Here is a 25,917-nt window from a genome sequence, read left to right as displayed (position 1 = left end):
TGCGTTTAGAGTCCGGGCGATGCGCCGCGCAATTGCATGCGGCTGGCCATCACGGCTCTTGAAGTGCGCGAGTTAGAGGCTGCGAGCAACCTGGACCTTCTCGAAGACTTCGATCTTGTCACCGACCTTGACGTCGTTGTAGCTCTTAACGCCGATACCGCATTCCATGCCGGCACGTACTTCGGAAGCGTCATCCTTGAAGCGGCGCAGGGATTCCAGCTCGCCTTCGAAGATAACGATGTCTTCACGCAGTACACGGATTGGACGGTTACGGTGAACGACACCTTCGATCACCATGCAACCGGCGATCGCGCCAAACTTCGGCGAACGGAACACGTCACGCACTTCGGCGATACCCAGGATGTTCTCGCGAACATCGCTGCCGAGCATGCCGGTCAGGGCTTTCTTGACGTCTTCGATGATGTCGTAGATCACGTTGTAGTAACGCATATCCAGACCTTCCTGCTCGACGATCTTGCGCGCGCCAGCATCGGCACGCACGTTGAAGCCGAACAGTACAGCGTTGGAGGCCAGTGCCAGGTTGGCGTCGGATTCGGTGATACCACCGACACCGCCACCGACCACGCGCACTTGCACTTCGTCGTTACCCAGGCCGTTCAAGGCACCGTTCAACGCTTCCAGCGAACCACGGACGTCGGATTTGAGGACGATGTTGAGCGTCTTCTTCTCTTCCTGACCCATGTTTTCGAAGATGTTTTCCAGCTTGCCGGCGTGAGCACGGGCCAGCTTGACTTCGCGGAACTTGCCTTGACGGAACAGAGCCACTTCACGGGCTTTCTTCTCGTCGGCAACCACACTCATCTCGTCGCCAGCATCCGGGGTACCGTCCAGGCCGAGGATCTCGACAGGGATGGCTGGACCGGCTTCCTTGATTGGCTTGCCGTTCTCGTCGAGCATGGCACGTACACGGCCGTAGTTCGAACCGACCAGGACCATGTCGCCTTGACGCAGGGTACCGTCTTGAACCAGAACGGTAGCCACCGGGCCACGACCCTTGTCCAGGCGGGATTCAACCACGACACCACGGCCAGGAGCCGATGGAGTAGCGGTCAATTCCAGGACTTCGGCCTGCAACAGAACAGCTTCGAGCAGTTCGTCGACGCCAGTACCCATCTTCGCCGAAACCGGCACGAATGGAGTGTCACCACCCCACTCTTCCGAGGTCACGCCGTGTACCGACAGTTCGCTACGGATGCGATCGAGGTCAGCACCTGGCTTGTCGATCTTGTTCACAGCGACAACCAGCGGAACGCCAGCAGCCTTGGCATGCTGAACAGCTTCGATGGTCTGCGGCATCACACCGTCGTCCGCTGCAACCACCAGGATCACGATGTCGGTCGCCTTGGCACCACGGGCACGCATTGCGGTAAACGCGGCGTGACCAGGGGTGTCGAGGAACGTCACCATGCCACGGTCGGTTTCAACGTGGTAGGCACCGATGTGCTGGGTGATACCACCGGCTTCGCCAGCAGCTACCTTGGCACGACGGATGTAGTCGAGCAGGGAAGTCTTACCGTGGTCAACGTGACCCATTACGGTCACGACCGGCGCACGGGAAACAGCCTCGCCTTCAAACTTCAGGGACTCGGCCAGGGAATCTTCCAGGGCGGTGTCGCTGACCAGGGTCACTTTGTGGCCCAGCTCTTCGGCAACCAGCTGGGCAGTTTCCTGGTCCAGTACCTGGTTGATGGTCGCTGGAGTACCCAGTTTGAACATGAACTTGATGATTTCAGCAGCCTTCACCGACATCTGCTGGGCGAGATCGCCAACAGTGATGGTTTCGCCGATCTTCACTTCGCGCACGACAGGGCCGGTTGGGCTCTGGAAACCGTGGGCGTTGCGTTTCTTCAGCTTGGCCTTGCCGCGACCACCACGACGGAAGCCGTCGCTTTCTTCGTCGGTAGTCCGTGGGGCAACACGTGGAGCTGGCGCCTTTTCCTTGACCGAAGCACGATGCGGAGCGTTTTTACGCTCGCCATCGCCACTACCGCGACGATTGTTGTCGTCGGCACGTGGCTTGTCCGGACGACGCTGTTCGTCGCGCTTGCGGGTATCGGCCGCAGGTGCCGGAGCGGCTGCCACGACCGGTGCGCTTTCGCGAACAGGTTCGGCTACCGCAGCTGGCGCTGCAACAGGTTGGGCTGGAGCGGTCGGCGCAGCTGCAGGCTGGCGACGCGCTTCTTCTTCGGCGCGACGCTTGGCTTCTTCTTCAGCCTTCTGACGGGCAGCATTTTCTACTGCGCGACGTTCATCCAGTTCACGCTTGCGCTCGGCTTCGATTTCTTCCGGGCTGCGCTGTACGAAGACTTTCTTCTTGCGTACTTCAACGCTGATGCTTTTGCTGCCAGCAACACGCAGGGTGCTGGTGGTTTTACGCTGCAGCGTAATCTTGCGTGGTTCTTCCACTTTCGCCTTGTGGCTGCTTTTCAAGTGAGTCAGCAACGATTGCTTCTCACTATCAGTCACACTTTCTTCGGCGGCGGTGTGCGGCAGACCTGCCTCACGCATCTGCTGCAACAGGCGCTCTACCGGTGTTTTGACCTCATCGGCCAGTTGTTTCACCGTGACTTGCGTCATGCACTTCTCTCCTCAGGCCGCGCCTAATTACTCGAACCAGTGGGCTCGGGCGGCCATGATCAACTTGCCGGCACGATCATCGTCAATGCCGTCGATGTCGAGCAGGTCGTCAATAGACTGCTCGGCCAGGTCTTCGCGGGTAATTACGCCGCGCACCGCCAGTTCCATCGCCAAATCCTTGTCCATACCCTCAAGCGAGAGCAGGTCTTCGGCCGGATGGGCGTCTGCCAGCTTTTCCTCAGTAGCGATGGCTTTGGTCAACAAACGATCCTTGGCACGAGCGCGAAGCTCGTTGACGATTTCTTCGTCAAAGCCGTCGATGTTGAGCATTTCTTCCAACGGTACGTAGGCAATCTCTTCCAGGCTGGTAAAGCCTTCATCGACCAGCACCTGTGCCAGCTCTTCGTCGACTTCCAGCTCGTCGATGAAGTTGCGCAGGATGTCGCCGGTTTCTGCTTGCTGTTTAGCCTGGATGTCCGATTCGGTCATCACGTTCAGGGTCCAGCCAGTCAACTGGCTGGCCAGACGCACGTTCTGACCACCACGACCGATGGCCTGAGCCAGATTGTCTGCGCCGACGGCGATGTCCATTGCATGGGCATCTTCGTCAACGATAATTGCCGCAACCTCGGCCGGGGACATGGCGTTGATCACGAACTGAGCAGGGTTATCGTCCCACAGGACGATGTCCACACGCTCACCACCCAACTCGCCCGACACTGCCTGGACGCGCGAACCGCGCATACCGATGCAAGCGCCCTGCGGGTCGATGCGTTTGTCCTTGGAGCGCACGGCGATCTTGGCGCGCGAACCCGGATCACGGGACGCAGCCATTACTTCGATCAGGCCTTCGGCAATTTCCGGCACTTCGATGCGGAACAACTCGATCAGCATTTCCGGCGCGGTACGCGACAGGATCAACTGCGGGCCGCGGTTCTCGGTGCGGATTTCCTTGAGCAGCGCACGCAAGCGCACGCCAACCCGGAAAGTTTCGCGAGAAATGATGTCTTCACGGGCCAGCAACGCCTCGGCGTTGTTACCCAGGTCGACGATCACGTTATCGCGGGTGACTTTTTTCACGGTGCCGGAGATGATTTCACCCAGGCGCTCGCGGTAAGCGTCGACAACCTGAGCGCGCTCGGCTTCGCGAACCTTCTGCACGATGACCTGCTTGGCAGTCTGTGCAGCGATACGGCCGAATTCGATGGACTCGATTTTCTCTTCGACAACGTCACCGACCTTGGCGCCAGGGTGCGTCTCAGCAACCTTGCTCGGCCAGGTTTCGATGGCCGGATCGTCCAGGTCTGCTTCTTCGACGACCGTCCAGCGACGGAAGGTTTCGTAAGCACCGGTGTGGCGGTTGATTTCCACACGCAGATCGACTTCGTCCTCGAAACGCTTTTTGGTAGCCGTGGCCAGAGCGAGCTCCAGCGCTTCAAAAATTACGTTAGCCGGTACGCCCTTTTCATTGGATACCGACTCAACAACCAGCAGTACTTCTTTGCTCATCGTACGCCTCGCCTTTCGCAAGCCATTGGATCCGCGGGATCCGCAGTATCTGGCACGCCTCAGTCAAAACTGGGAATAATGTTGGCCTTGTCGATCATATCGATCGGCAACAGGAACTCATGGTCTTCTACCTGCACCACGACGTCCTGCTCTTCTACACCGCGCAGAAGGCCCTGAAAGTTGCGTCGTCCTTCAAAAGGCGAGCGCAGCTTGATCTTCACTTGTTCACCGGCAAATTTTGCAAACTGCTCAAGAGTGAACAGCGGGCGTTCCATGCCTGGCGAGGAAACTTCGAGGGTGTATTCAACGGAGATTGGATCTTCAACATCCAATACACCGCTGATCTGACGGCTGACGATGGCACAATCGTCCACCAGCACACCGCCCTCTTTATCGATATAAACGCGCAACATCGAGTGACGACCCTGAGCCGAAAACTCGATACCCCAGCATTCATAGCCTAGGGCCACGACCACCGGGGCCAGCAAGGCCTGCAACTCTTCTAGCTTGCTCGACACCTGAACCCCCTCGTGCATGTATGTGCATGCTATGCAAAATAAAAAAATGGGCGAAACGCCCATCCTTGAAACGCCGTCGAACAGCGGCGTTGGAAGTGTCCAGCTAACAAAAAGCCCCTTAAAAGGGGCTCCTTAAACTGGTTGCGGGGGCCGGATTTGAACCGACGACCTTCGGGTTATGAGCCCGACGAGCTACCAGACTGCTCCACCCCGCGACAAAGCTGGGGCGGAAGTATACGACCGATCCCCTACAGGGTCAATGTAACCTTCCACCTGCAAGAAAGCCCGCAACAGCGGGCTCTCCTGACTAATTGGTACCGAGAAGGGGACTCGAACCCCTACACCCTATGGGCACAACCACCTCAAGGTTGCGTGTCTACCAATTCCACCACCTCGGCAATACTACGTTTGAAACCCTTCTTACTTCTGCTCTTGAGCTGGAGGCACGTCAGTCGCTGGAGTAGCCGACTTTTGCTCTTGAAGCACCGGGACATCATCAGAAGCCGGTTGTTGCTTTGGAACTTCCAACACTGCCGGGTTTGGCAAACCTACTTGAGTCAGCTGGTGAGCTTTCTCTTTAGCAAAGTAACCTAACCCTAAGCTGGTTATGAAGAAACCTGCGGCAAGTATAGCAGTAAACTTACTAAGAAAGGTAGAGGAACCTTGGCTTCCGAACACAGTATTTGAAGCACCTGCTCCGAAAGACGCGCCAGCGTCCGCACCTTTACCCTGCTGCAGCAAAACCAGAGCTACTACGCCCAATGCACCCAGCAGATGAAAAACGACTACGACTGTTTCCAGCATTTTTTCAGTTTCCCGCGGCGCGACAAATCGCACCGAACTCATCTGCATTCAGGGAAGCCCCACCAATGAGGCCCCCATCGATATCCGGCATGCCGAACAGTTCGACCGCATTGGCCGCCTTCACGCTGCCGCCGTATAGAAGCCGCACACCTTGCGCGACTTCAGAATTCTCTGCCGCTAACTGCGCACGAATGGCTGCATGCACATCCTGCGCCTGTTGTGGCGAAGCAGTCAGCCCGGTGCCAATGGCCCAGACCGGCTCGTAAGCGATTACTGCCTTTGCAAACACACCGACACCCAACTCGTCGATGATGCTGCCCAACTGCTGCGAGACAACCTCAAGGGTCTTCCCGGCTTCACGCTGCTCCAGGGTCTCCCCTATGCACAACACCGGAACCAGGCCACTTGCCTGTGCCGCTGCAAACTTGCGAATCAGCACTTCGTCCTGCTCGCCCATTATCTGGCGGCGCTCGGAGTGCCCGACAAGCACCAGGGAACAACCTGCATCCACCAGTTGACTTGGCGAGACCTCGCCAGTCAGTGCACCTTGCCCCGACTCCACCGCAGAGTTCTGCGCGCCGACCGAAATCGACTTTCCTTCCAGGCCATCAACCACTTGGCTGATATGCAAAAAAGGCGGGAATACCGCGACATCAACACCGCTCGGCAAGGCCAAGTCACGTAGGCCGTTGATCAGCTCAGCGACGCTGGCGCGGGTACCGTGCATCTTCCAGTTACCAGCTACCATAGGGCGACGCATGCTGTACCTCGTCGGTCAAAGTGGGCGCAGATGTTACCCAACACAATCGAGGCTGGCAAGCCGAATTCAGGCAGAAACTTCAGTAACCAGTTTTGCCAGCTCTTCGGCGTAGCCGCGAACCAGGGTTTCGTCTTCGCCTTCGACCATGACACGCACCAGCGGCTCTGTCCCGGACTTGCGCAACAGCACGCGTCCGCGCCCCGCCATGGCCTGGGTGACACGCTCACTGGCTTCCTTGACCGACGCATGCTCGAGCGGGTTTGCACCGCCACCGAAACGCACGTTGATCAACACCTGAGGGCACTTGCGCAATGCCTGGCGAGCTTGTGCAAGACCCTGCGAACGGGTCTTCAGCGCCATCAGCACCTGCAGCGCGGCGATGATCGCGTCACCGGTAGTGGTGTGATGGAAGCAAACGATATGCCCCGAGTTCTCACCACCCACCAGCCAGTTGCGCTCCAGCAGATCCGCGATGACATAACGGTCGCCGACGTTGGCGCGCACAAAGGGAATCGCCAGGTCCGCCAGGGCGAGCTCCAGCCCCAGGTTGCTCATCAATGTACCGACGACACCGCCTTGCAGCTTGTTCTGCTCATGCAGATCGCGAGCAATGATGTACAGCAACTCGTCGCCATCGACGATGGCACCGGTGTGATCAACCATCAGCACGCGGTCGCCGTCACCGTCGAACGCGATACCCAGGTCGGCATGCTCGGCCAACACGGCAGCCTGCAACTGGCCCATATGGGTCGAACCGCAGTTATCGTTGATATTCAGGCCATTGGGATGCGCGGACAGGACCACGACATCGGCACCCAGCTCGCGGAATACGCTGGGCGCTACCTTGTAGGTCGCACCGTGAGCGCAGTCGATGACGATTTTCAGACCGGAAAAGCTGGTGCCGGTAGGCACGCTACTCTTGCAGAATTCGATGTAGCGACCCGAAGCGTCGTTGATTCGCGAGACCTTGCCGATCTTGCTCGATTCGACCACGGTCATCGGTGTATCGAGCAACTCTTCGATCATGTGCTCGACTTCATCGGGAAGCTTGGTGCCCTTTCCGGAGAAAAACTTGATGCCATTGTCATCATGGGGATTGTGCGAAGCACTGATCACGATACCGGCTTCAGCATGAAAGGTACGCGTCAGGTAAGCGATGGCCGGCGTCGGCATCGGGCCCAGGAGCATCACATCGGCACCCGCCGATGTCAGCCCGGCCTCAAGTGCCGATTCGAACATGTACCCGGAAATCCGCGTGTCCTTGCCGACCAACACCTTGCACGCGCCCATTTTGCGGAACGCCATGCCGGCAGCCCAGCCCAGCTTGAGCATAAAGTCTGGAGTGATCGGATACTCGCCGACCCGACCACGAATACCGTCGGTGCCAAAATATTTCTTAGTCATAAGTACTCCATCTTTCTTATTCGGCTGATTCCACTGCGGCGATCATTTTCACCACATCAACTGTTTCAGCGACGTCATGGACACGCAATATACGCGCACCCTTATGCGATGCCAGCGCCGCGAGGGCAAGACCGCCGTAAAGACGCTCACCAACGGGACGATTCAACGCCTGACCGATCATGCTCTTGCGCGACACCCCAACCAACAGCGGGCGCCCCAGGGCATGCAAGGCTTCCATGTGCTTGAACAAGCTTAGATTGTGCTGCAGGTTTTTTGCGAAGCCAAAACCCGGATCCAGGATGATCCGCTCAGCCGGAATGCCCACCGCTGCGCACTGAGCCATGCGCTCGGCAAGAAACTCGCCCACCTCCCGGGTGACGTCCTGGTAGTGCGGGTTGTCCTGCATGTCACCCGGCTCACCGAGCATATGCATCAGGCACACCGGCAAGCCGGTAGCCGCCGCCGCATCCAGCGCACCTTCGCGGCGCAACGAACGCACGTCGTTGATCAGGCCAGCACCCAGTCGCGCCGTTTCGCGCATGACTGCGGGCGTGGAGGTATCGACCGAGATGATCACATCCAGCTCACGGTGAATCCGCTCGACGATCGGCGCCACGCGCTCCAGCTCTTCGAGCGGTGAAACCGCCCTGGCGCCCGGGCGAGTCGACTCACCGCCGACATCGATCAGTGTGGCGCCAGCCGCCACCATGGCTTCGGCATGGCGCAACGCCGCATCGAGCTGGCTGAATTTGCCACCATCGGAGAAAGAATCGGGAGTGACATTGAGAATGCCCATGACATGCGTCTGGGCCAAATCAAGAACCCGGTTGCCGCAAGGCAACCGGGTCGAGGACTGAACAAAAGTCATTTCAAACCTTAAACGTCAGCAGCGGGACCGCCGATAGGTGTTTCCGGACGCTCACCCTGCACCGCCGGAGGCGTGCCAGATGTACCGGTACCGCCCGACCAGTCGCGAGGCTCGCGAGGGGTGCGTCCAGCCATGATGTCGTCGATCTGCTCGGCATCGATGGTTTCATACTTCATCAGGGCATCGGCCATGGCGTCAAGCTTGTCACGGTTGTCCGTGAGAATCTGCTTGGCCGTGCCGTAGCACTGGTCAATGATGCTGCGCACTTCGGAGTCGATCAGCTTGGCTGTCTCACCGGAGAAACTGGCGTTCTGGCCACCGCCGCCGCGACCGAGGAACACTTCGCCCTCTTCTTCGGCATACATCAGCGGACCGAGTTTTTCGGAAAGGCCCCACTTGGTCACCATGTTCCGCGCAATCTGGCTGGCACGCATGATGTCGTTGGACGCACCGGTGGTGACGCCATCGAAGCCCAAGGTCATTTCTTCAGCGATACGGCCACCATAGAGCGAGCAGATCTGGCTGATCAGCGCACGCTTGGACAGGCTGTAGCGGTCTTCTTCCGGCAGGAACATGGTCACACCCAGCGCACGACCGCGCGGGATGATAGAGACCTTGTATACCGGATCATGCTCAGGTACGACGCGGCCGACAATGGCGTGGCCAGCTTCGTGGTAAGCGGTGTTCTGCTTTTCTTTCTCGGACATGACCATGGATTTGCGCTCGGCACCCATCATGATCTTGTCTTTGGCCAGCTCGAACTCTTTCATCTCGACGATGCGCTTGCCGGCACGGGCAGCAAACAACGACGCCTCGTTGACCAGGTTGGCCAGGTCGGCACCAGAGAAGCCAGGAGTACCACGAGCGATCACAGCCGGAGCGACGTCGTCACCCATCGGCACTTTGCGCATGTGGACCTTGAGAATCTGTTCGCGACCACGGATATCCGGCAGGCCAACCACGACCTGACGGTCGAAACGGCCTGGACGCAGCAACGCAGGGTCCAGTACGTCTGGACGGTTGGTCGCGGCGATCACGATGATGCCGTCGTTCATTTCGAAGCCGTCCATCTCTACCAGCAACTGGTTGAGAGTCTGCTCGCGCTCATCGTGACCACCGCCCATGCCGGCACCACGGTGGCGACCGACGGCGTCGATTTCATCGATGAAGATGATGCATGGCGCGTGTTTCTTGGCTTGCTCGAACATGTCGCGAACACGGCTGGCACCGACACCGACGAACATCTCGACGAAATCGGAACCGGAGATGGTGAAGAACGGCACCTTGGCTTCGCCGGCAATCGCCTTGGCCAGCAAGGTTTTACCGGTACCCGGAGGACCGACCATCAGCACGCCGCGAGGAATGCGGCCGCCCAGGCGCTGGAATTTGCCCGGATCACGCAGGAACTCGACCAGTTCGCCGACTTCTTCCTTGGCTTCGTCGCAACCGGCAACGTCAGCCAGGGTGGTCTTCACCTGGTCTTCGGAGAGCAGGCGCGCCTTGCTCTTGCCGAAGCTCATAGGGCCGCCCTTGCCACCGGCTCCGCCCTGCATCTGGCGCATGAAGAACATGAACACCGCGATGATCACCAGGATCGGGAAGCTCGCCACCAGGAGTTGAGTCCAGATGCTTTGCTGCTCAGGCTGCTTGCCTTCGACCACGACGTGGTTGTCCACCAGGTCGCCGATCAGGCCGTTGTCCTGGATCGCCGGACGAATGGTCTTGAAGCTATCGCCATCGTTGCGCTTGCCGGTAATCACGTAGCCATCAACCGCCACGCGCTCGACCTTGCCATCCTTGACCTGCTGGATGAAGTCGGAATAGTTGAGGGTCTGCGGCTCGTTAGGGCTGGAGAAGTTGTTCATCACCGTCACCAGGACTGCCGCGATGATCAACCACAGGATCAGATTCTTTGCCATATCGTTCAATTAACTACCCTCTGAAGCAAGCGCCGCTGTTGGCGCGCGCTTCGCATGATATTCACCGGCCTAACTTACTACATTACCTACAACTCTGGCAGGCGCCGTCTGTAACCCTTTGTGAAACACTTTCTACACAATATTCGTTTATGCACGCGAGGCGAAATACGAAAAACCTATCACCCCGCCAAAAAACCTCGTTTTATTCACTCCGACCGCGATAGCCCCAAGCCAGCATGTATTGCTCGCGGGAGCTGCCACGTGAAGAGTCCGGCTTGATCATCTGGATCTTGTCGAATTTCTTACGAGCGTCCTTCAGGTAAACATCGAAACCTTCGCCCTGAAAAATCTTGATCACGAAATTACCACCGGGCTTGAGGATCCGCTCCGCCAAATCAAGCGCCAGCTCGCACAGGAACATGGCCTTGGGCATGTCCACTTCAGGCGTACCACTCATATTGGGGGCCATATCGGAAATCACAAGGTCCACCTGCGAATTACCCACGGCTTCAAGGATCCGAGCGAGCACTTCGTCCTGGGTGAAGTCACCCTGGATGAAAGTCACGTCCGGAATGCTGTCCATTTCCAGGATGTCCGAGGCGATCAAACGGCCCTGGCCACCGATCAGCCGGCTAGTGACCTGCGACCAGCCACCGGGCGCCGCACCCAGGTCGACAACACTCATGCCCGGACGAATCAGCTTGTACTTTTCCTGGAGTTCCAGAAGCTTGTAACTCGCACGCGAGCGGTAGCCGTCTTTCTGCGCCTGCTTCACATAGGGATCATTGACATGTCTTTTCAGCCACTCAAGGCTTGTCTTGGAACGCGCCATTGGGCACCTCGATGATAAGGGTCGTGATTAGTTGGGCGGATCCACGAACCCTCGGGTAAAATGGCCGCCATTTTACAGAATCCAGACGAAAGGGTCAGATTATGCCGCTCACTCAAGAGCAGAAGAAACAGTACAAATCCATTGGCCACCATCTGAAACCAGTTTTGATCGTGGCTGACAACGGTTTGACTGAAGGTGTGTTAGCCGAACTTGAACGCGCCCTGGCGGATCACGAGCTGATCAAGATCAAGCTCAACATCCTCGATCGCGAATCGCGCCTGGCATCCATTGCCGAGCTGTGCAAGGTTGGCAAAGCGGATCTGGTACAGGTCATCGGCAAGATGGCCCTGATTTACCGCAAGAACTTCAGCGTCAACAAGCAGCTGTCGAACGTCCATCGCTTCAAGTGATGACAAGGGTCAAGGGTGTGCTTCGCGCACCCTGCCACTCCATCCGGGTACCGGCTGCATGATCAGCACCAGGCCCGAGAACCCCAGCACCAGATAGCTGAACACTTGCCAGCGCTGCGCATCAGGCCAGCCGACATGCACGGCGACATACGTCGCACACGCCAACAACGCAATCAACAGCACCTGCCCACGAAAATCCCGCCATAGACTGGCAAGGCCATTGGCCTGTACCAGCACCAAAGCCTGAAAGATCACGCACACGGCGGCAAACCCCACCACCATGCTCTCGAACAAGCCGGCGATCTCATCGATCAGCAACGGTGCCAAGCCAATTCGGCCCAACACCGGCTGCAAACCGAGATGCACCAGCCACAGACCGCCAACCCACAACATCTGGGCCAGCTGCCAGAGCATGGCGCCCGCATGCAGCGGGCGCCTGGCTTCAGATGTGACGGACTTCGACAATCTCGTACTCGATAACGCCGCTAGGCGTTTTCACGGCAACCACATCACCCTCTTCCTTGCCGATCAAGGCTCGGGCCAAAGGCGAGCCGACCGAAATCTTGCCGAGTTTGAAGTCAGCCTCATCCTCACCCACGATGTGGTAAGAGACGCTTTCGTCAGTCTCGACGTTGGCGATTTCGACGGTGGTACCGAAAATCACTTTGCCGGTGTGAGGAATGGTCGTGACATCAATGATGACCTGATTCTGGATCCGGCCTTCGATATCACGAATCCGCGCCTCGACCATGCCTTGCTGTTCGCGGGCGGCATGGTATTCAGCGTTTTCTTTCAAGTCACCCAACTCGCGAGCCGTACCAATGTCCTGGCTGAGCTTGGGACGGACGACCTTGGTCAGATGAGCGTGTTCTTCTTCCAGGGCTTTGGCGCCCAGGACGGTCATTGGGTATTTGATCATGCCTTCAATCCTGCGTGTAGATCCTGCAAGCGGCGCACGGTCTTCTCGGGACCGAACTTCAGCGCTTCACAGATAGCTTCGCCAGCAGCAATGGTCGTGGTGCAGTAAATCTTGTGCTGCAAGGCATTACGACGAATGGAATAGGAGTCAGCGATCGACTGACGGCCTTCGGTGGTGTTGATGATCAGGGTGACTTCGTCATTCTTGATCATGTCGACTACGTGCGGACGCCCTTCGGTCACCTTGTTCACCCGGCGCACTTTCAGGCCTGCCGCTTCGATCAGCTTGGCAGTACCGGCAGTGGCCACCACTTCGAAGCCCAAGTTGATCAGATCACGGGCCACGCCCGCAACCAGTGGCTTGTCGTCATCACGGACGCTGATGAACGCAGTACCGCCGGTCGGCAGCACTTCGCTGGCACCCATCTGGGCCTTGGCGAACGCTTCACCGAAGGTGTCGCCCACGCCCATCACTTCACCGGTGGACTTCATCTCAGGGCCGAGGATCGGGTCAACGCCAGGGAATTTGGCGAATGGGAACACCGCCTCTTTCACACTGTAGAAGTTCGGGATGATTTCCTTGGTGAAGCCGATTTCCTTCAGGGTTTTACCGGCCATCACGCGTGCAGCGATCATTGCCAGGGAAACACCGATGCACTTGGACACGAACGGCACGGTACGCGAAGCACGCGGGTTGACTTCGATGACGTAGATGTCGTCGCCCTGCAGCGCCAACTGTACGTTCATCAGGCCGACCACACCCAGTTCCAGGGCCATTTTCTTGACCTGTTCGCGCATCTCGTCCTGGATGTGCGCCGGCAGCGAGTACGGCGGCAGCGAGCAAGCGGAGTCACCGGAGTGAACGCCAGCCTGTTCGATGTGCTGCATGATCGCACCGATCACCACGTCTTTGCCGTCGCAGACCGCATCCACGTCCATTTCGATGGCGCAGTTGAGGAAGTGGTCCAGCAGCACCGGGCTGTCGTTGGACACTTGAACCGCTTCACGCAGGTAGCGCTTGAGTTCTTCTTCTTCGTAGACGATTTCCATCGCACGGCCGCCCAATACGTAGGACGGACGCACCACCAGCGGGTAACCAATCTTGCTGGCGGCACGAATCGCTTCGTCTTCGCTGCGCACGGTGGCGTTTGGCGGCTGACGCAGGTTCAGGCGCTGGACCATCTGCTGGAAGCGCTCGCGGTCTTCGGCACGGTCAATGGCATCAGGGCTGGTGCCGATGATCGGCACGCCGGCGGCTTCCAGGGCACGCGCCAGTTTCAGCGGGGTCTGGCCGCCGTACTGGACGATCACGCCTTTGGGCTTCTCGACGCGGACGATTTCCAGCACGTCTTCCAGGGTCACTGGTTCGAAGTACAGGCGATCGGAGGTGTCGTAGTCGGTGGACACGGTTTCCGGGTTGCAGTTGACCATGATGGTCTCGTAACCGTCATCGCGCAGGGCCAGTGCCGCGTGTACGCAGCAGTAGTCGAACTCGATGCCCTGGCCGATGCGGTTCGGACCGCCACCCAGGATCATGATCTTGTCGCGACCCGATGGCGCGGCTTCGCACTCTTCTTCGTACGTCGAGTACAGGTACGCGGTATCGGTGGCGAACTCGGCAGCGCAGGTGTCGACGCGCTTGTAGACAGGGAAGATATCCAGCTTGTGACGGTGAGCACGCAGGGCCTTCTCGGTCACACCCAGCAGCTTGGCCAGGCGCATGTCGGAGAAGCCTTTGCGCTTGAGACGGAACATCAGGTCGCGGTCGATGCTGGTCAGACCCAGGGTCTTGACCTTCTCTTCGTCCTTGATCAGGTCTTCCATCTGCACCAGGAACCACGGATCGATCATGGTCATGCCGAAGATGTCTTCAACGCTCATGCCAGCGCGCATCGCGTCCGCCACGTACCAGATACGCTCGGCGCCCGGTACGGTCAGCTCGCGCTTGAGCACGCTCATGCTTTCCGGGTTGCTCAGGTCAACCTTCTCGTCCAGGCCGCAAACGCCCACTTCCAGGCCACGCAGGGCTTTCTGCAGGGATTCCTGGAAGGTACGGCCAATGGCCATGACTTCACCGACCGACTTCATTTGCGTGGTCAGGCGTGCGTCAGCCTTGGAGAACTTCTCGAAGGCAAAGCGTGGCAGCTTGGTCACGACGTAGTCGATGGACGGCTCGAAGGATGCCGGGGTCTTGCCGCCGGTGATGTCGTTCGACAGCTCGTCCAGGGTGTAGCCCACAGCCAGTTTGGCCGCGACCTTGGCAATCGGGAAGCCGGTGGCTTTCGAGGCCAGTGCCGACGAACGGGATACGCGCGGGTTCATCTCGATCACGACCATGCGGCCGGTGTTCGGGCAGATGCCAAACTGAACGTTGGAACCGCCGGTTTCCACGCCGATCTCGCGCAGTACCGCCAGGGAGGCGTTACGCAGGATCTGGTATTCCTTGTCGGTCAGGGTCTGTGCCGGTGCCACGGTGATCGAGTCACCGGTGTGCACGCCCATCGGGTCGAAGTTTTCGATGGAGCAGACGATGATGCAGTTGTCCTTCTTATCGCGGACAACCTCCATCTCGTATTCTTTCCAGCCGATCAGCGATTCGTCGATCAGCAGCTCTTTGGTCGGCGACAGGTCCAGGCCGCGGGCGCAGATTTCTTCGAACTCTTCACGGTTGTAAGCGATACCGCCACCGGTGCCGCCCATGGTGAAGGACGGACGGATGATGCATGGGAAGCCGAGCTTCTCGAGAACCGCGTTGGCCTCTTCCATGCTGTGGGCGATACCGGAACGCGGGCACGCCAGGCCGATGGACTTCATCGCCTTGTCGAAACGCGAACGGTCTTCAGCCTTGTCGATGGTGTCGGCATTGGCACCGATCATTTCTACGCCGAACTTCTCCAGGACGCCTTCGCGCTCCAGATCCAGGGCGCAGTTCAGTGCAGTCTGGCCGCCCATGGTCGGCAGCAGTGCGTCCGGACGTTCTTTCTCGATGATCTTGGCAACGGTCTGCCACTTGATCGGCTCGATGTAGGTGGCGTCGGCCATGGCCGGGTCGGTCATGATGGTGGCCGGGTTGGAGTTCACCAGGATGACGCGGTAGCCCTCTTCGCGCAGGGCTTTGCAGGCCTGGGCGCCGGAGTAGTCGAATTCGCAGGCCTGGCCGATAACGATCGGGCCAGCGCCGAGAATCAGGATGCTTTTAATGTCTGTACGTTTTGGCATGGGTTTGTCACTCAAATCCGCAGGTCAGTCGGCAAGCCGTCTTGTTCAATCTGTGAAGACCCGAGGGGGCCACCGGTATCGGGGCCGCCCTCAGGCTTTGCAACATCAGGGCGAGCGATCAGCGTCGCTTGGCCATTTCGTTGATGAAGCGATCGAACAGGGGTGCTACGTCGTTCGGGCCAGGGCTGGCTTCAGGGTGACCCTGGAAGCTGAAGGCGCTCTTGTCAGTACGCTCGATGCCTTGCAGCGTGCCGTCGAACAGCGATTTGTGGATCGCGCGAACGTTGGCCGGCAGGGTCGCTTCGTCTACCGCGAAACCGTGGTTCTGGCTGGTGATCATCACCACGCCAGTGTCCAGGTCCTGGACCGGGTGGTTGGCACCGTGGTGGCCATGGCCCATTTTCAGGGTCTTGGCGCCGGAAGCCAGGGCCAGCAGCTGGTGACCGAGGCAGATGCCGAATACCGGAATTTCGGTTTCCAGCACGTCCTTGATCGCCTGGATCGCGTAGTCGCAAGGCTCCGGATCACCAGGGCCGTTGGACAGGAACACGCCGTCCGGCTTCAGGGCCAGCACGTCGGCAGCAGGCGTTTGCGCAGGCACGACGGTTACGCGGCAGCCGCGCTCGACCAGCATGCGCAGGATGTTCACCTTGACGCCGTAGTCATAGGCCACCACGTGGTACGGCAGCTCGGAGGCTTCGATGGTCGCGTGGCTGTCGGTTTTCAGATCCCAGACAGTCGAGCGCCACTCGTACTTCTCGGTGGTGCTGACGACTTTCGCCAGGTCCATGCCCTTGAGGCCAGGGAAACCCTGGGCAGCGGCAATGGCGGCCTCTTCGGAAATGTTGTCACCGGCCATGATGCAGCCGTTCTGCGCGCCTTTTTCACGCAGGATGCGCGTCAGGCGGCGAGTGTCGATACCGGCGATGGCCACAACGTTGTTGGCCTTCAGGTAGTCGGACAGGGACATGGTGTTACGCCAGTTGCTCGCCACCAGAGGCAGGTCACGGATGACCAGGCCAGCGGACCAGACGCGGTTGGACTCGGCGTCTTCCGGCGTGGTGCCGGTATTGCCGATGTGCGGGTAAGTCAGGGTAACGATCTGTTGGGCGTAGGAAGGATCGGTAAGGATTTCCTGATAGCCGGTCATTGCGGTGTTGAACACCACCTCACCAACGGTTTGACCGTCGGCTCCAATGGCTTCGCCGCGAAAAATGCTGCCATCAGCAAGGGCGAGTATGGCTGGCTTAGTCAAGAAGACCTCCCGTAAATAAAGCCTGAAAGGGCGATCGCAGGTTGTAAAAAAGCGGAGTGACGTATGGACACGTCACCCCGCTTCTTCACTGAATTATTCTGCGCGCTTTTAGTGGACACACTAAAGCTGTAGCTTACAGAAAAAGGCCTTTTTGGTCTACCGCCAATGAGCCCTAAAGGCTGGAGAATGCGACAGGACGTCGCTTGGCGGAATAAAACCGGGCTCAGACGCTACGCGCGAGCCCGATTTCGGGTGCATCTTAACGCAGATCGAGCACGTCTTGCATGTCGTAAAGACCAGGCTCGCGCCCATCCAGCCACAAGGCGGCACGTACCGCGCCCTTGGCGAAGGTCATGCGACTGGAAGCCTTGTGGGTGATCTCGACACGCTCACCGTCGGCGGCGAACAACACGGTGTGATCACCGACGATGTCGCCAGCACGAACCGTGGCAAAACCGATCGTTTCCCGCTCGCGAGCACCAGTCTGGCCCTCACGACCGTAAACCGCGACTTTCTTCAGGTCGCGACCCAGGGCATCGGCAATCACTTCACCCATGCGTACGGCCGTACCGGACGGCGCATCGACTTTATGCCGATGGTGAGCTTCGGTGATTTCGATATCGACATCGTCACCCAGCACCCGGGCAGCGGTGTCGAGCAGCTTCAGGCACAGGTTTACGCCGACGCTGAAGTTGGCTGCGAAGACGATCGGGATATCCTTGCCCGCCTCTGCCAGCAACTGCTTCTCTTCAACGCTGAAGCCGGTAGTGCCGATGATCATCGCCTTGCCGTGCTTTCGGCAGAAGGCGAGGTTCTTCAGGGTCACTGTCGGGTGGGTGAAGTCGATCAGCACGTCGAACTCATCGACCACACGATCCAGATCACCCGACAACGGCACGCCGATGCGGCCGATCGCAGCCAGCTCGCCAGCGTCCGCGCCGACCAGCGTACTGTCAGGACGATCCACTGCCGCCGTCAGGCCGGCACCCGGTGCTTGCTGCACGGCTTCGATCAGGGTTTTGCCCATGCGCCCGGCGGCGCCCATCACAGCTATACGTCGCATGCCTGTCTCCTTACAAATCGCCGAAGAAGCGCTTCACGCCTTCGAACCAGCCAGTGGTTTTCGGTGAGTGACTGTTGTCGTCCGCCAGGGAGCTGCGGAACTCTTCGAGCAATTCACGCTGACGACGACTCAGATTGACCGGAGTCTCGACCGCCACACGGCACATCAAGTCACCCGCACCGCCGCCACGCACCGGGGCAACGCCCTTGCCGCGCACGCGGAACTGCTTGCCGGTCTGGGTCCCTTCAGGGATTTTCAGCTTGACCCGACCATCGAGGGTCGGAATCTCCAGCTCGCCACCCAGTGCCGCATCAACGAAGCTGATCGGCACTTCGCAGAACAGGTGCTTGCCGTCACGCTGGAAGATCGAGTGCTCGCGCACATTGATCACCACGTACAGATCGCCGGTCGGCCCGCCTTGGGCGCCCGCCTCGCCTTCACCCGACAGGCGAATGCGGTCACCGGTATCGACACCGGCCGGAACCTTGACCGACAGGGTCTTGTACTCTTCGACGCGACCTTCGCCGTGGCAGGAATCGCACGGATCGGAAATGATCTTGCCCTGGCCATGGCAACGCGGGCAGGTTTGCTGCACCGAGAAGAAGCCTTGCTGCATGCGCACCTGGCCGATACCGCCACAAGTCGGGCAGGTGACCGGCGAAGAGCCCTTCTTGGCTCCCGAGCCGTCGCACGGCTTGCAGTTGACCAGTGTCGGAACGCGGATATTCACGCTGGTGCCGCGCACCGCTTCTTCCAGATTCAATTCCAGGGTGTAGCGCAAGTCACTGCCACGCTGGGCGCCGCCACGGGAACCACCGCGACCACCACCGAAGAAGTCGCTGAAGACATCGCCGAAGATGTCGGAGAAATTCTGCCCACCGAAACCGGCACCGCCGCCACCCATGCTCGGGTCGACACCGGCATGGCCGTACTGGTCATACGCCGCACGCTTGCTGGAATCGGACAGCACTTCGTAGGCCTCATTGGCCTCCTTGAACATCTCTTCCGATGCCTTGTCATCAGGATTACGGTCCGGGTGGTGCTTCATCGCCAGGCGACGGTAGGCCTTCTTCAGGTCCGACTCGCTTGAGCCGCGCTCAACACCCAATACTTCGTAATAGTCACGCTTTGCCATAAGTCTCTGCACTCTTGAGGACGTTCGACAAACCTCTCCTGAGCCTCGCCAAACTCGTTGAGCCCCAATACAGGCCCGGACCCAACTCACGTCAATTCAACGATCCTGGTCTTTGATTCGATCGGCACTTTCGGCTCGAAAAGCAGGAGCATTCCCGGCCATGCCATCAGCACGCGAGCGTTGTCGCATGCTGTAAAAATTCGCTAACTCCAGACACGCCAACGCGGGAGCAAGCTCCCGCGCGGCGACATCCTACCAGTCACCGCCGCAAGGCAGTCAACCGGCCGACCAACAACTTACTTGTGGTCTTTTACTTCTTCGAACTCAGCGTCGACCACGTCGTCAGCCTTCTCGGCCGACTCACCTTGCGGTGCCGCGCCTTCAGCTGGCTGAGCCTGTTCGGCGTACATCTTCTGGGCCACTGGAGCGGAGACTTTCGACAGCTCTTCAACCTTGGCTTCGATAGCGGCCTTGTCGTCGCCTTTCACGGCGGCTTCCAGGGCAACTACAGCAGCTTCGATCGCAGTCTTCTCTTCAGCGCTTACCTTGTCGCCAGCATCAGCGACCATTTTGCGCGTCGAGTGAACCAGTGCATCACCCTGGTTACGGGCAGCGGCCAGCTCTTCGAACTTGCGGTCTTCCTCGGCGTTGGCCTCGGCATCACGCACCATGCGCTCGATCTCTTCATCGGACAGGCCGGAGTTGGCCTTGATCACGATCGACTGAGTCTTGCCGGTGGCCTTGTCCTTGGCGCCTACGTGCAGGATGCCGTTGGCGTCGATGTCGAAGGTCACTTCGATTTGTGGCACGCCACGTGGTGCTGGTGGAATCTCGGCCAGGTCGAACTTGCCCAGGGACTTGTTCTGCGCAGCCTGCTTACGCTCACCTTGCAGCACGTGAATGGTCACAGCGCCCTGGTTGTCGTCGGCAGTCGAGAACACTTGCGATTTCTTGGTAGGAATCGTGGTGTTTTTCTCGATCAGCGCAGTCATCACGCCACCCATGGTTTCGATACCCAGGGTCAGCGGGCTGACGTCCAGCAGCAGAACGTCCTTCACGTCACCGGCCAGTACCGCACCCTGGATGGCAGCACCCATGGCTACTGCTTCGTCCGGGTTGACGTCTTTACGTGCTTCTTTACCGAAGAACTCGGTCACCAGTTTCTGAACCAGTGGCATACGGGTCTGACCGCCGACCAGGATCACGTCGTTGATCGCGCCAACGTCGATACCGGAATCTTTCAGCGCGATGCGGCAAGGCTCGATGGTGCGTTGAACCAGGTCTTCAACCAGCGCTTCCAGCTTAGCGCGGGAGATCTTCACGTTCAGGTGCTTAGGACCGGTGGCGTCTGCAGTGATGTACGGCAGGTTGACGTCGGTCGACTGAGCGGAAGACAGCTCGATCTTGGCTTTTTCAGCAGCTTCTTTCAGGCGCTGCATTGCCAACGGGTCACCCTTGAGGTTCATGCCGCTTTCTTTCTTGAATTCGTCGACGAGGTAGTCGATCAGACGAATGTCAAAGTCTTCACCGCCCAGGAAAGTGTCGCCGTTGGTGGCCAACACTTCGAACTGGTGCTCGCCATCGACTTCAGCGATCTCGATCACGGAAACGTCGAAGGTACCGCCACCCAGGTCGTAAACGATCACGGTGTGATCGCCCTTGGCCTTGTCCATACCGTAGGCCAGAGCAGCCGCGGTGGGTTCGTTGATGATACGTTTTACGTCCAGGCCCGCGATACGGCCGGCGTCCTTGGTCGCTTGACGCTGGCTGTCGTTGAAGTAGGCCGGAACGGTGATCACCGCTTCGGTCACTGGCTCGCCGAGGTAGTCTTCGGCGGTCTTCTTCATTTTCTTCAGGATTTCAGCCGAGATCTGTGGCGGTGCCATTTTCTGGCCGTTCACTTCAACCCAGGCGTCATTGTTGTCAGCCTTGACGATCTTGTAAGGGACCATCTGGATGTCTTTCTGTACCACTTCTTCTTCGAAGCGACGACCGATCAGACGCTTCACCGCATACAGGGTGTTGTGCGGGTTGGTCACAGCCTGACGCTTGGCGGACTGGCCGACCAGGATTTCGCCATCGTTGGCGTAAGCGATGATCGACGGCGTGGTACGCGCGCCTTCGGCGTTTTCAATAACTTTGGCCTTGCCGTTTTCCAGCACGGAGACGCAGGAGTTGGTAGTCCCCAGGTCGATACCGATAATTTTGCCCATGTTCACTCTCCCGAAACTTTGGATTTGGTTGCCGCAGCAGTGGTGGCTAACTGCGGTAGCACTTAAACGCTTGACTTCTAAATGGGGGCCTTGCGGCTAATTTCAAGCCTGCTCGTCAATCGAAGGCGAAACTGGCGCAGGCGCCTTGCTGACCACGACCATTGCCGGACGCAGCAGGCGACCATTGAGCTGATAGCCCTTCTGAAACACCTTCAGAACACTGTTCGGCTCAAGGTCAGCGCTTTCCTGCATGGCCATTGCCTGATGAAGAACGGCGTTGAAAGGTTCGCCATGCGGATCGATCGCTTCCAGCTGATAACGCTTCAGGGTGTCCTGGAACATTTTCAGGGTCAGTTCGATCCCCTCGCGCATCGGACGAATGCTTTCGTCATCCGGGCTGGACAACTCCAGGCCGCGCTCCAGGCTGTCGATGATCGGCAGCAGGTCGCCAGCGAATTTTTCCAGCGCGAACTTGTGCGCTTTTTCTACATCCTGCTCGGCGCGACGGCGGACGTTCTGCAGATCGGCGGCTACACGCAAAGCCTGATCCTGCGCACCTGCCAGTTGCTCTTCGAGCACTTGTACACGCGCCGCCAGGTCATCACCCGAAGCCTGGGGAGCCTGGTCGGCGTCTAGATTTTGCGTATCCACTGTCTGTTCGTCAGCCATAGAATTCTCCTTTCAATATCGTCCGCGAGCTCGACTCGCGCTTCTGTCCAGCTATATGGGGCCGCAAAATCCGGCTTCAAGGGGCTCAATGAGATTAACCCTACAAAAAGCTCTGCATTGTCATTCCCCGGCGCGCTAAGGATTTCGTCGGCTCAAGCAAAACGAGCTAACAGAGGGCATTGTCAGCCAGAAACAAAACACTGTATAAATAACCAGACCTAAAGCCTGGGAGCGGCCTTTATGCTGGTGCACCTGTCCGTACACAACTACGCCATCGTTGAACATCTCGATCTTGAACTCGATCGGGGAATGAGCGTGATCACAGGGGAAACCGGCGCGGGCAAGTCGATCATGCTCGACGCCCTGGGCCTGACCCTCGGCGATCGAGCCGACAGCGGCGTGGTCCGCCCCGGCGCAGACAAGGCCGACATTCTGGCAACCTTCGACCTGGCCGACATCCCGGAAGCCAGTACCTGGCTGGCCGAACGCGACCTCGAGAACGAGGGCCCGTGCATCCTGCGCCGCGTCATCACCGCCGAGGGGCGCTCGCGTGGCTACATCAACGGCACGCCCTGCCCGCTGGGCGACCTCAAGGCCCTCGGTGAGCTGTTGATCGACATCCACAGCCAGCACGAACATCAGTCTTTGCTCAAGACCGACACCCATCGCCGCCTGCTCGACGAATACGCTGGTGCAACGGACCTCGCCCGCCAGGTGCAGCTGGCTGCCCAGCGTTGGCGCCAGACTCACCACGAGCTTGAGCGACTGTCCAACTCCGGCGATGAGCAGCGCGCCCGCCATCAGTTGCTCAGCTATCAGCTTGAGGAACTGGAAAACCTTGGCCTCGGCGAAAACGAACTGGAGCAGCTGGAGCAGGAACACAAGAACCTGACAAACGCGGAAACCTTGCTGGGTATCTGTCGACAAGTGGTCGAGCAATGCAGCGAGAGTGATTCCGGCAATGTCCTCAACGCCCTGACGGCGAGCCTCAATCGCCTGTCGAGCGTGAACAGCTCGATTGGCGCATTGGGCGAAGCCAGCAGCTTGCTGACCAGCGCGCAGATCCAGGTTGAAGAAGCTGTAGGCGAGTTGAACCGCTTCCTGGACAATTTCGACGCAGACCCGGCACGCCTTCAATACCTGGAAGAACGGCTCGATGCGATCTACACCATGGCGCGCAAGCACCGCATTCAGCCCACCGAGGTTGCAGAGATGCAGCAGCGCTTGCTGGATGAAATCGAAACCCTGAACGCCAACGATGAATCCATCGAGCGACTGAGTGATGAGCTGGCGTCTTTTGCGCGTCATTACCAGGAGAAGGCTCGAGAGCTGAGCGATCTGCGCCACCAAGCCTCCAGCAGTCTGGCCAACGCGGTGGAACAGGAGATCCAGCGACTGGGCATGCCCGGTGGGCGCTTTGCCATCGAACTACGACCCAACAGCAGCAATGAATTGCTGCCCAACGGACTCGAGCAGGTAGAACTGCTGGTTAGCGCAAACCCGGGGCAGCCCCTGAAAGCGCTGGCGAAGGTGGCATCGGGTGGCGAGCTGTCGCGAATCAGCCTGGCCATCCAGGTCATCACCGCACAGACCTCCCGCGTACCGACCCTGGTGTTTGACGAAGTGGACGTCGGCATCGGCGGCCCCACCGCCGAAATCGTTGGCCAATTGCTGCGCCGTCTCGGCGAGCGTGGACAAGTCCTCACCGTTACGCACTTGCCACAGGTGGCGGCGCAGGGCCATCAGCATTTGTTTGTACATAAAGTGCGCGGCGAGGATGCCACTCGCACGGCCGTATCCAAACTGAGCAAGAACGACCGCGTTGAAGAAGTGGCAAGGATGCTGGGCGGTATCGACCTGACCAAGGAATCCCTGGCCCACGCCAAGAAGATGGTCGTCACCGCAAAAATTTGAGATGAGCAGAAAGCACGAAGGCGACCCTGGGGTCGCCTTCGTTCGTTTCGCGAACCCTGGGGTCCGCGCGACATGCTTACTTTTTCTTGCGTACGTACAACACAAGATTGTGATCAACCATCTCGAAGCCATACTTGTCGACGATGGCCTTTTGCAGGCGCTCGATTTCTTCGTCGAAGAATTCGATCACTTCGCTGGTTTCGACGTTGACCATATGGTCGTGGTGCTTGCCATCGTCCAGTTCGAAGACCGCGTGGCCTCCGTCGAAGTTGTGCCGCACCACAAGTCCAGCTGCCTCGAACTGGGTCAGTACACGGTAAACCGTGGCCAGACCGACGTCCTCGCCAGCTTCCATCAATGCCTTATAGACATCCTCGGCACTCATGTGGCGCTGCTCGGCAGAGTCGAGCATTTGCAGAATCTTGACCCGTGGCAGGGTCACTTTGAGGCCGGCTTTGCGTAGTTCGCTATTTTCAACCATGGTCAGCTTTCTCGCGATGCTGCTTCGCAGCTTCTCTTAATGCGGGTATGATCGGCGTTTACGTTGTCCCAGCCAAGATAGTGGAAGTCGCCCACCGATGCAAAACACCAAGCTCTTGCTAACCAGTTTCACCTTTGTGGGACTGCTCGCACTCGCCGGTTGTTCATTCCCCGGGGTTTACAAAATCGACATCCAGCAGGGCAATGTCGTCACGCAGGACATGATAGACCAGTTACGCCCGGGAATGACCCGCAAGCAAGTACGGTTTATCATGGGCAACCCCCTGCTGACTGATACGTTCCATGCCGATCGCTGGGATTACCTGTATAGCCTGCAACCGGGTGGCGGTGAACGCCAACAAGAACGCATCAGCGTTATCTTCAACCCAAATGACCAGCTTGTCAGCCTCTCTGGCGACTTCATGCCTGGCGTAAGCCGCGACGAAGCCATTCTGGGCAAGGACAGTGCTGCCCCTGTCACCGCACCGGCAGAGAATGTCGAGCCGCCGAAACCGGAAAAGCCAGTCAAGCCAGGTTCGTTGCTCGATCAGATCCAGAAGGAAGTGGACGGTGTCGAAACCGTACCTGTTCCAACTCCAGAACCCCTGGAAACCTCGCCGCAATAATTTGCGACGTAAAAAAACCCGGCATGCCCGGGTTTTTTATTGCCTGGTATTTGGCGGGCTCAATTATTTCGCGCCTTGGCCTCGGCAGCCTTGGCCGCACGCAGTCGACGCACCTCCTTTGGATCCGCCAACAACGGCCGATAAATCTCGATGCGATCGCCCGTTTGAACAGGACGACTCTCGGCATCGACGATCACCTTGCCAAAGACCCCCACCGGACACTGCGCCAGGTCCAGCTCAGGAAAAGCCTGACCCACACCGGACTTCAGCAAGGCTGCGCGAACGGACGTTCCTGCCGGTACCTTCACCGGCAAGAGCACCTGACGATCTACAGCGGCGTAGACCACCTCGATCTCTATCATCGCCTCAACCATGCATTTGCTTGGCGCGCTGGCAGAACGCGTCCACCAGTGTATTGGCCGCCTGATTGAACAACGGCCCCAAGGTCGCGCGAATGATCGGGCCTGCGTAATCGAACGACAGGTCCAGGCTGATCTTGCAGGCCTTCTCGCCCAACGGCTTGAACACCCACACGCCATGCAACTGAGTGAACGGCCCCTCTTCGAGATTCATCTCGATCGACTGGCCGGGCACCAGGGTATTGCGCGTCACGAAATGCTGGCTCAGCCCGCCCTTGGCCACGCCCACGCTGGCGCGCATATGGTCGGCAGAGCTTTCCAGGACTTCGGCCGTTGAGCACCAGGGCAGGAATTCCGGATAACGCGCCACGTCGTTGACCAGGTCATACAGCGCTTGCGCGGGGTACGGCAGCAAGGCCGAACGTGAAATGTGTGTCGTCATGT

At 58.8% G+C, this 25,917-nt stretch carries 23 protein-coding genes and 2 tRNA genes; 3 read left to right on the top strand and 22 right to left on the bottom strand.

Annotated features, from left to right (window positions below; genetic code table 11):
* Nucleotides 1-72: 72 nt before the first annotated feature.
* The 11 genes from infB to rlmE all read right to left on the bottom strand — a co-directional run bounded on the left by infB (nt 73) and on the right by rlmE (nt 11,212).
* Entirely contained in the window at nt 73-2,598 is a 2,526-nt protein-coding gene (gene infB, locus BKX96_RS00370) for a translation initiation factor IF-2 (protein WP_077182426.1), read from the bottom strand.
* A 27-nt stretch (nt 2,599-2,625) separates the two neighbouring features.
* The gene (gene nusA / locus BKX96_RS00365) at nt 2,626-4,107 is read right to left on the bottom strand and encodes a transcription termination factor NusA (RefSeq protein ID WP_007988680.1); all 1,482 of its coding nucleotides are present in this window, start codon (nt 4,105-4,107) and stop codon (nt 2,626-2,628) included.
* Nucleotides 4,108-4,166: 59 nt separating this feature from the next.
* Entirely contained in the window at nt 4,167-4,625 is a 459-nt protein-coding gene (gene rimP / locus BKX96_RS00360; protein WP_007973115.1) for a ribosome maturation factor RimP, read from the bottom strand.
* A 138-nt stretch (nt 4,626-4,763) separates the two neighbouring features.
* Nucleotides 4,764-4,840: transfer RNA gene (locus tag BKX96_RS00355), tRNA-Met, on the bottom strand.
* Nucleotides 4,841-4,937: 97 nt separating this feature from the next.
* A tRNA-Leu gene (locus tag BKX96_RS00350) sits at nt 4,938-5,023 on the bottom strand.
* A 22-nt stretch (nt 5,024-5,045) separates the two neighbouring features.
* Nucleotides 5,046-5,429 carry a preprotein translocase subunit SecG gene (gene secG / locus BKX96_RS00345; RefSeq protein ID WP_017336473.1) on the bottom strand — a complete coding sequence of 128 codons (384 nt, stop codon included), beginning with the start codon at nt 5,427-5,429 and terminating at the stop codon, nt 5,046-5,048.
* Nucleotides 5,430-5,433: 4 nt separating this feature from the next.
* Nucleotides 5,434-6,189, bottom strand: coding sequence for a triose-phosphate isomerase (gene tpiA / locus BKX96_RS00340; RefSeq protein WP_077182425.1), 756 nt, complete (start codon nt 6,187-6,189; stop codon nt 5,434-5,436).
* 66 nt (nt 6,190-6,255) lie between these two features.
* A complete protein-coding gene (glmM, locus tag BKX96_RS00335; RefSeq protein WP_046820618.1) occupies nt 6,256-7,593 on the bottom strand; it encodes a phosphoglucosamine mutase in 1,338 nt (445 codons plus the stop codon).
* Between the two features lie 16 nt (nt 7,594-7,609).
* Entirely contained in the window at nt 7,610-8,461 is an 852-nt protein-coding gene (gene folP, locus BKX96_RS00330) for a dihydropteroate synthase (RefSeq protein WP_046820619.1), read from the bottom strand.
* Nucleotides 8,462-8,469: 8 nt separating this feature from the next.
* Nucleotides 8,470-10,380 carry an ATP-dependent zinc metalloprotease FtsH gene (ftsH, locus tag BKX96_RS00325; protein ID WP_046820620.1) on the bottom strand — a complete coding sequence of 637 codons (1,911 nt, stop codon included), beginning with the start codon at nt 10,378-10,380 and terminating at the stop codon, nt 8,470-8,472.
* Between the two features lie 202 nt (nt 10,381-10,582).
* On the bottom strand, nt 10,583-11,212 hold the full coding sequence (gene rlmE, locus BKX96_RS00320) for a 23S rRNA (uridine(2552)-2'-O)-methyltransferase RlmE (RefSeq protein WP_046820621.1): 630 nt from the start codon (nt 11,210-11,212) through the stop codon (nt 10,583-10,585).
* A 101-nt stretch (nt 11,213-11,313) separates the two neighbouring features.
* On the opposite strand from rlmE, the gene BKX96_RS00315 reads away from it, so the two are divergent.
* Nucleotides 11,314-11,622 carry a YhbY family RNA-binding protein gene (locus tag BKX96_RS00315; protein ID WP_007942889.1) on the top strand — a complete coding sequence of 103 codons (309 nt, stop codon included), beginning with the start codon at nt 11,314-11,316 and terminating at the stop codon, nt 11,620-11,622.
* Between the two features lie 9 nt (nt 11,623-11,631).
* Here the strand turns inward: BKX96_RS00315 and BKX96_RS00310 are convergent, their stop codons facing one another.
* The 8 genes from BKX96_RS00310 to grpE form a co-directional block, all read right to left on the bottom strand.
* The gene (locus tag BKX96_RS00310) at nt 11,632-12,036 is read right to left on the bottom strand and encodes an MFS transporter (protein WP_077182424.1); all 405 of its coding nucleotides are present in this window, start codon (nt 12,034-12,036) and stop codon (nt 11,632-11,634) included.
* A 28-nt stretch (nt 12,037-12,064) separates the two neighbouring features.
* On the bottom strand, nt 12,065-12,541 hold the full coding sequence (gene greA, locus BKX96_RS00305) for a transcription elongation factor GreA (protein WP_046820623.1): 477 nt from the start codon (nt 12,539-12,541) through the stop codon (nt 12,065-12,067).
* Entirely contained in the window at nt 12,538-15,759 is a 3,222-nt protein-coding gene (gene carB / locus BKX96_RS00300) for a carbamoyl-phosphate synthase large subunit (protein ID WP_046820624.1), read from the bottom strand. The genes greA and carB overlap by 4 nt, the downstream gene beginning before the upstream one ends.
* Before the next feature lie 118 nt (nt 15,760-15,877).
* Nucleotides 15,878-17,014, bottom strand: coding sequence for a glutamine-hydrolyzing carbamoyl-phosphate synthase small subunit (gene carA / locus BKX96_RS00295; protein ID WP_046820625.1), 1,137 nt, complete (start codon nt 17,012-17,014; stop codon nt 15,878-15,880).
* A 259-nt stretch (nt 17,015-17,273) separates the two neighbouring features.
* Nucleotides 17,274-18,077 (bottom strand): 4-hydroxy-tetrahydrodipicolinate reductase, encoded by an 804-nt coding sequence (gene dapB, locus BKX96_RS00290; protein ID WP_046820626.1) that lies wholly within the window; start codon nt 18,075-18,077, stop codon nt 17,274-17,276.
* A gap of 10 nt (nt 18,078-18,087) precedes the next feature.
* Nucleotides 18,088-19,212 carry a molecular chaperone DnaJ gene (gene dnaJ, locus BKX96_RS00285; RefSeq protein ID WP_046820627.1) on the bottom strand — a complete coding sequence of 375 codons (1,125 nt, stop codon included), beginning with the start codon at nt 19,210-19,212 and terminating at the stop codon, nt 18,088-18,090.
* A gap of 296 nt (nt 19,213-19,508) precedes the next feature.
* Nucleotides 19,509-21,425: a molecular chaperone DnaK gene (gene dnaK, locus BKX96_RS00280; protein ID WP_046820628.1), complete on the bottom strand. Its 1,917-nt coding sequence runs from the start codon at nt 21,423-21,425 to the stop codon at nt 19,509-19,511.
* A gap of 102 nt (nt 21,426-21,527) precedes the next feature.
* Nucleotides 21,528-22,094: a nucleotide exchange factor GrpE gene (gene grpE, locus BKX96_RS00275; RefSeq protein ID WP_046820629.1), complete on the bottom strand. Its 567-nt coding sequence runs from the start codon at nt 22,092-22,094 to the stop codon at nt 21,528-21,530.
* A 240-nt stretch (nt 22,095-22,334) separates the two neighbouring features.
* On the opposite strand from grpE, the gene recN reads away from it, so the two are divergent.
* The gene (gene recN, locus BKX96_RS00265) at nt 22,335-24,008 is read left to right on the top strand and encodes a DNA repair protein RecN (RefSeq protein ID WP_077182422.1); all 1,674 of its coding nucleotides are present in this window, start codon (nt 22,335-22,337) and stop codon (nt 24,006-24,008) included.
* A 76-nt stretch (nt 24,009-24,084) separates the two neighbouring features.
* On the opposite strand, the gene fur is transcribed toward recN, so the two are convergent.
* On the bottom strand, nt 24,085-24,489 hold the full coding sequence (gene fur / locus BKX96_RS00260) for a ferric iron uptake transcriptional regulator (protein WP_003197684.1): 405 nt from the start codon (nt 24,487-24,489) through the stop codon (nt 24,085-24,087).
* A gap of 97 nt (nt 24,490-24,586) precedes the next feature.
* Between fur and BKX96_RS00255 the strand changes: the two genes are divergently transcribed.
* Nucleotides 24,587-25,114, top strand: coding sequence for an outer membrane protein assembly factor BamE (locus BKX96_RS00255; RefSeq protein WP_046820631.1), 528 nt, complete (start codon nt 24,587-24,589; stop codon nt 25,112-25,114).
* Nucleotides 25,115-25,173: 59 nt separating this feature from the next.
* Here BKX96_RS00255 and BKX96_RS00250 read toward each other — a convergent pair whose 3' ends face one another.
* Together BKX96_RS00250 and BKX96_RS00245 are read right to left on the bottom strand one after the other, a co-directional pair.
* On the bottom strand, nt 25,174-25,488 hold the full coding sequence (locus tag BKX96_RS00250) for an RnfH family protein (RefSeq protein ID WP_046820632.1): 315 nt from the start codon (nt 25,486-25,488) through the stop codon (nt 25,174-25,176).
* On the bottom strand, nt 25,481-25,915 hold the full coding sequence (locus tag BKX96_RS00245) for a type II toxin-antitoxin system RatA family toxin (protein WP_046820633.1): 435 nt from the start codon (nt 25,913-25,915) through the stop codon (nt 25,481-25,483). Before BKX96_RS00245 ends, BKX96_RS00250 begins: the two co-directional genes overlap by 8 nt.
* Nucleotides 25,916-25,917 lie beyond the last annotated feature (2 nt).

It is taken from the genome of Pseudomonas putida (assembly GCF_001976065.1).
Classification (GTDB): domain Bacteria; phylum Pseudomonadota; class Gammaproteobacteria; order Pseudomonadales; family Pseudomonadaceae; genus Aquipseudomonas; species Aquipseudomonas serbica.
This window is presented reverse-complemented; position numbering and strand designations above follow the sequence as displayed.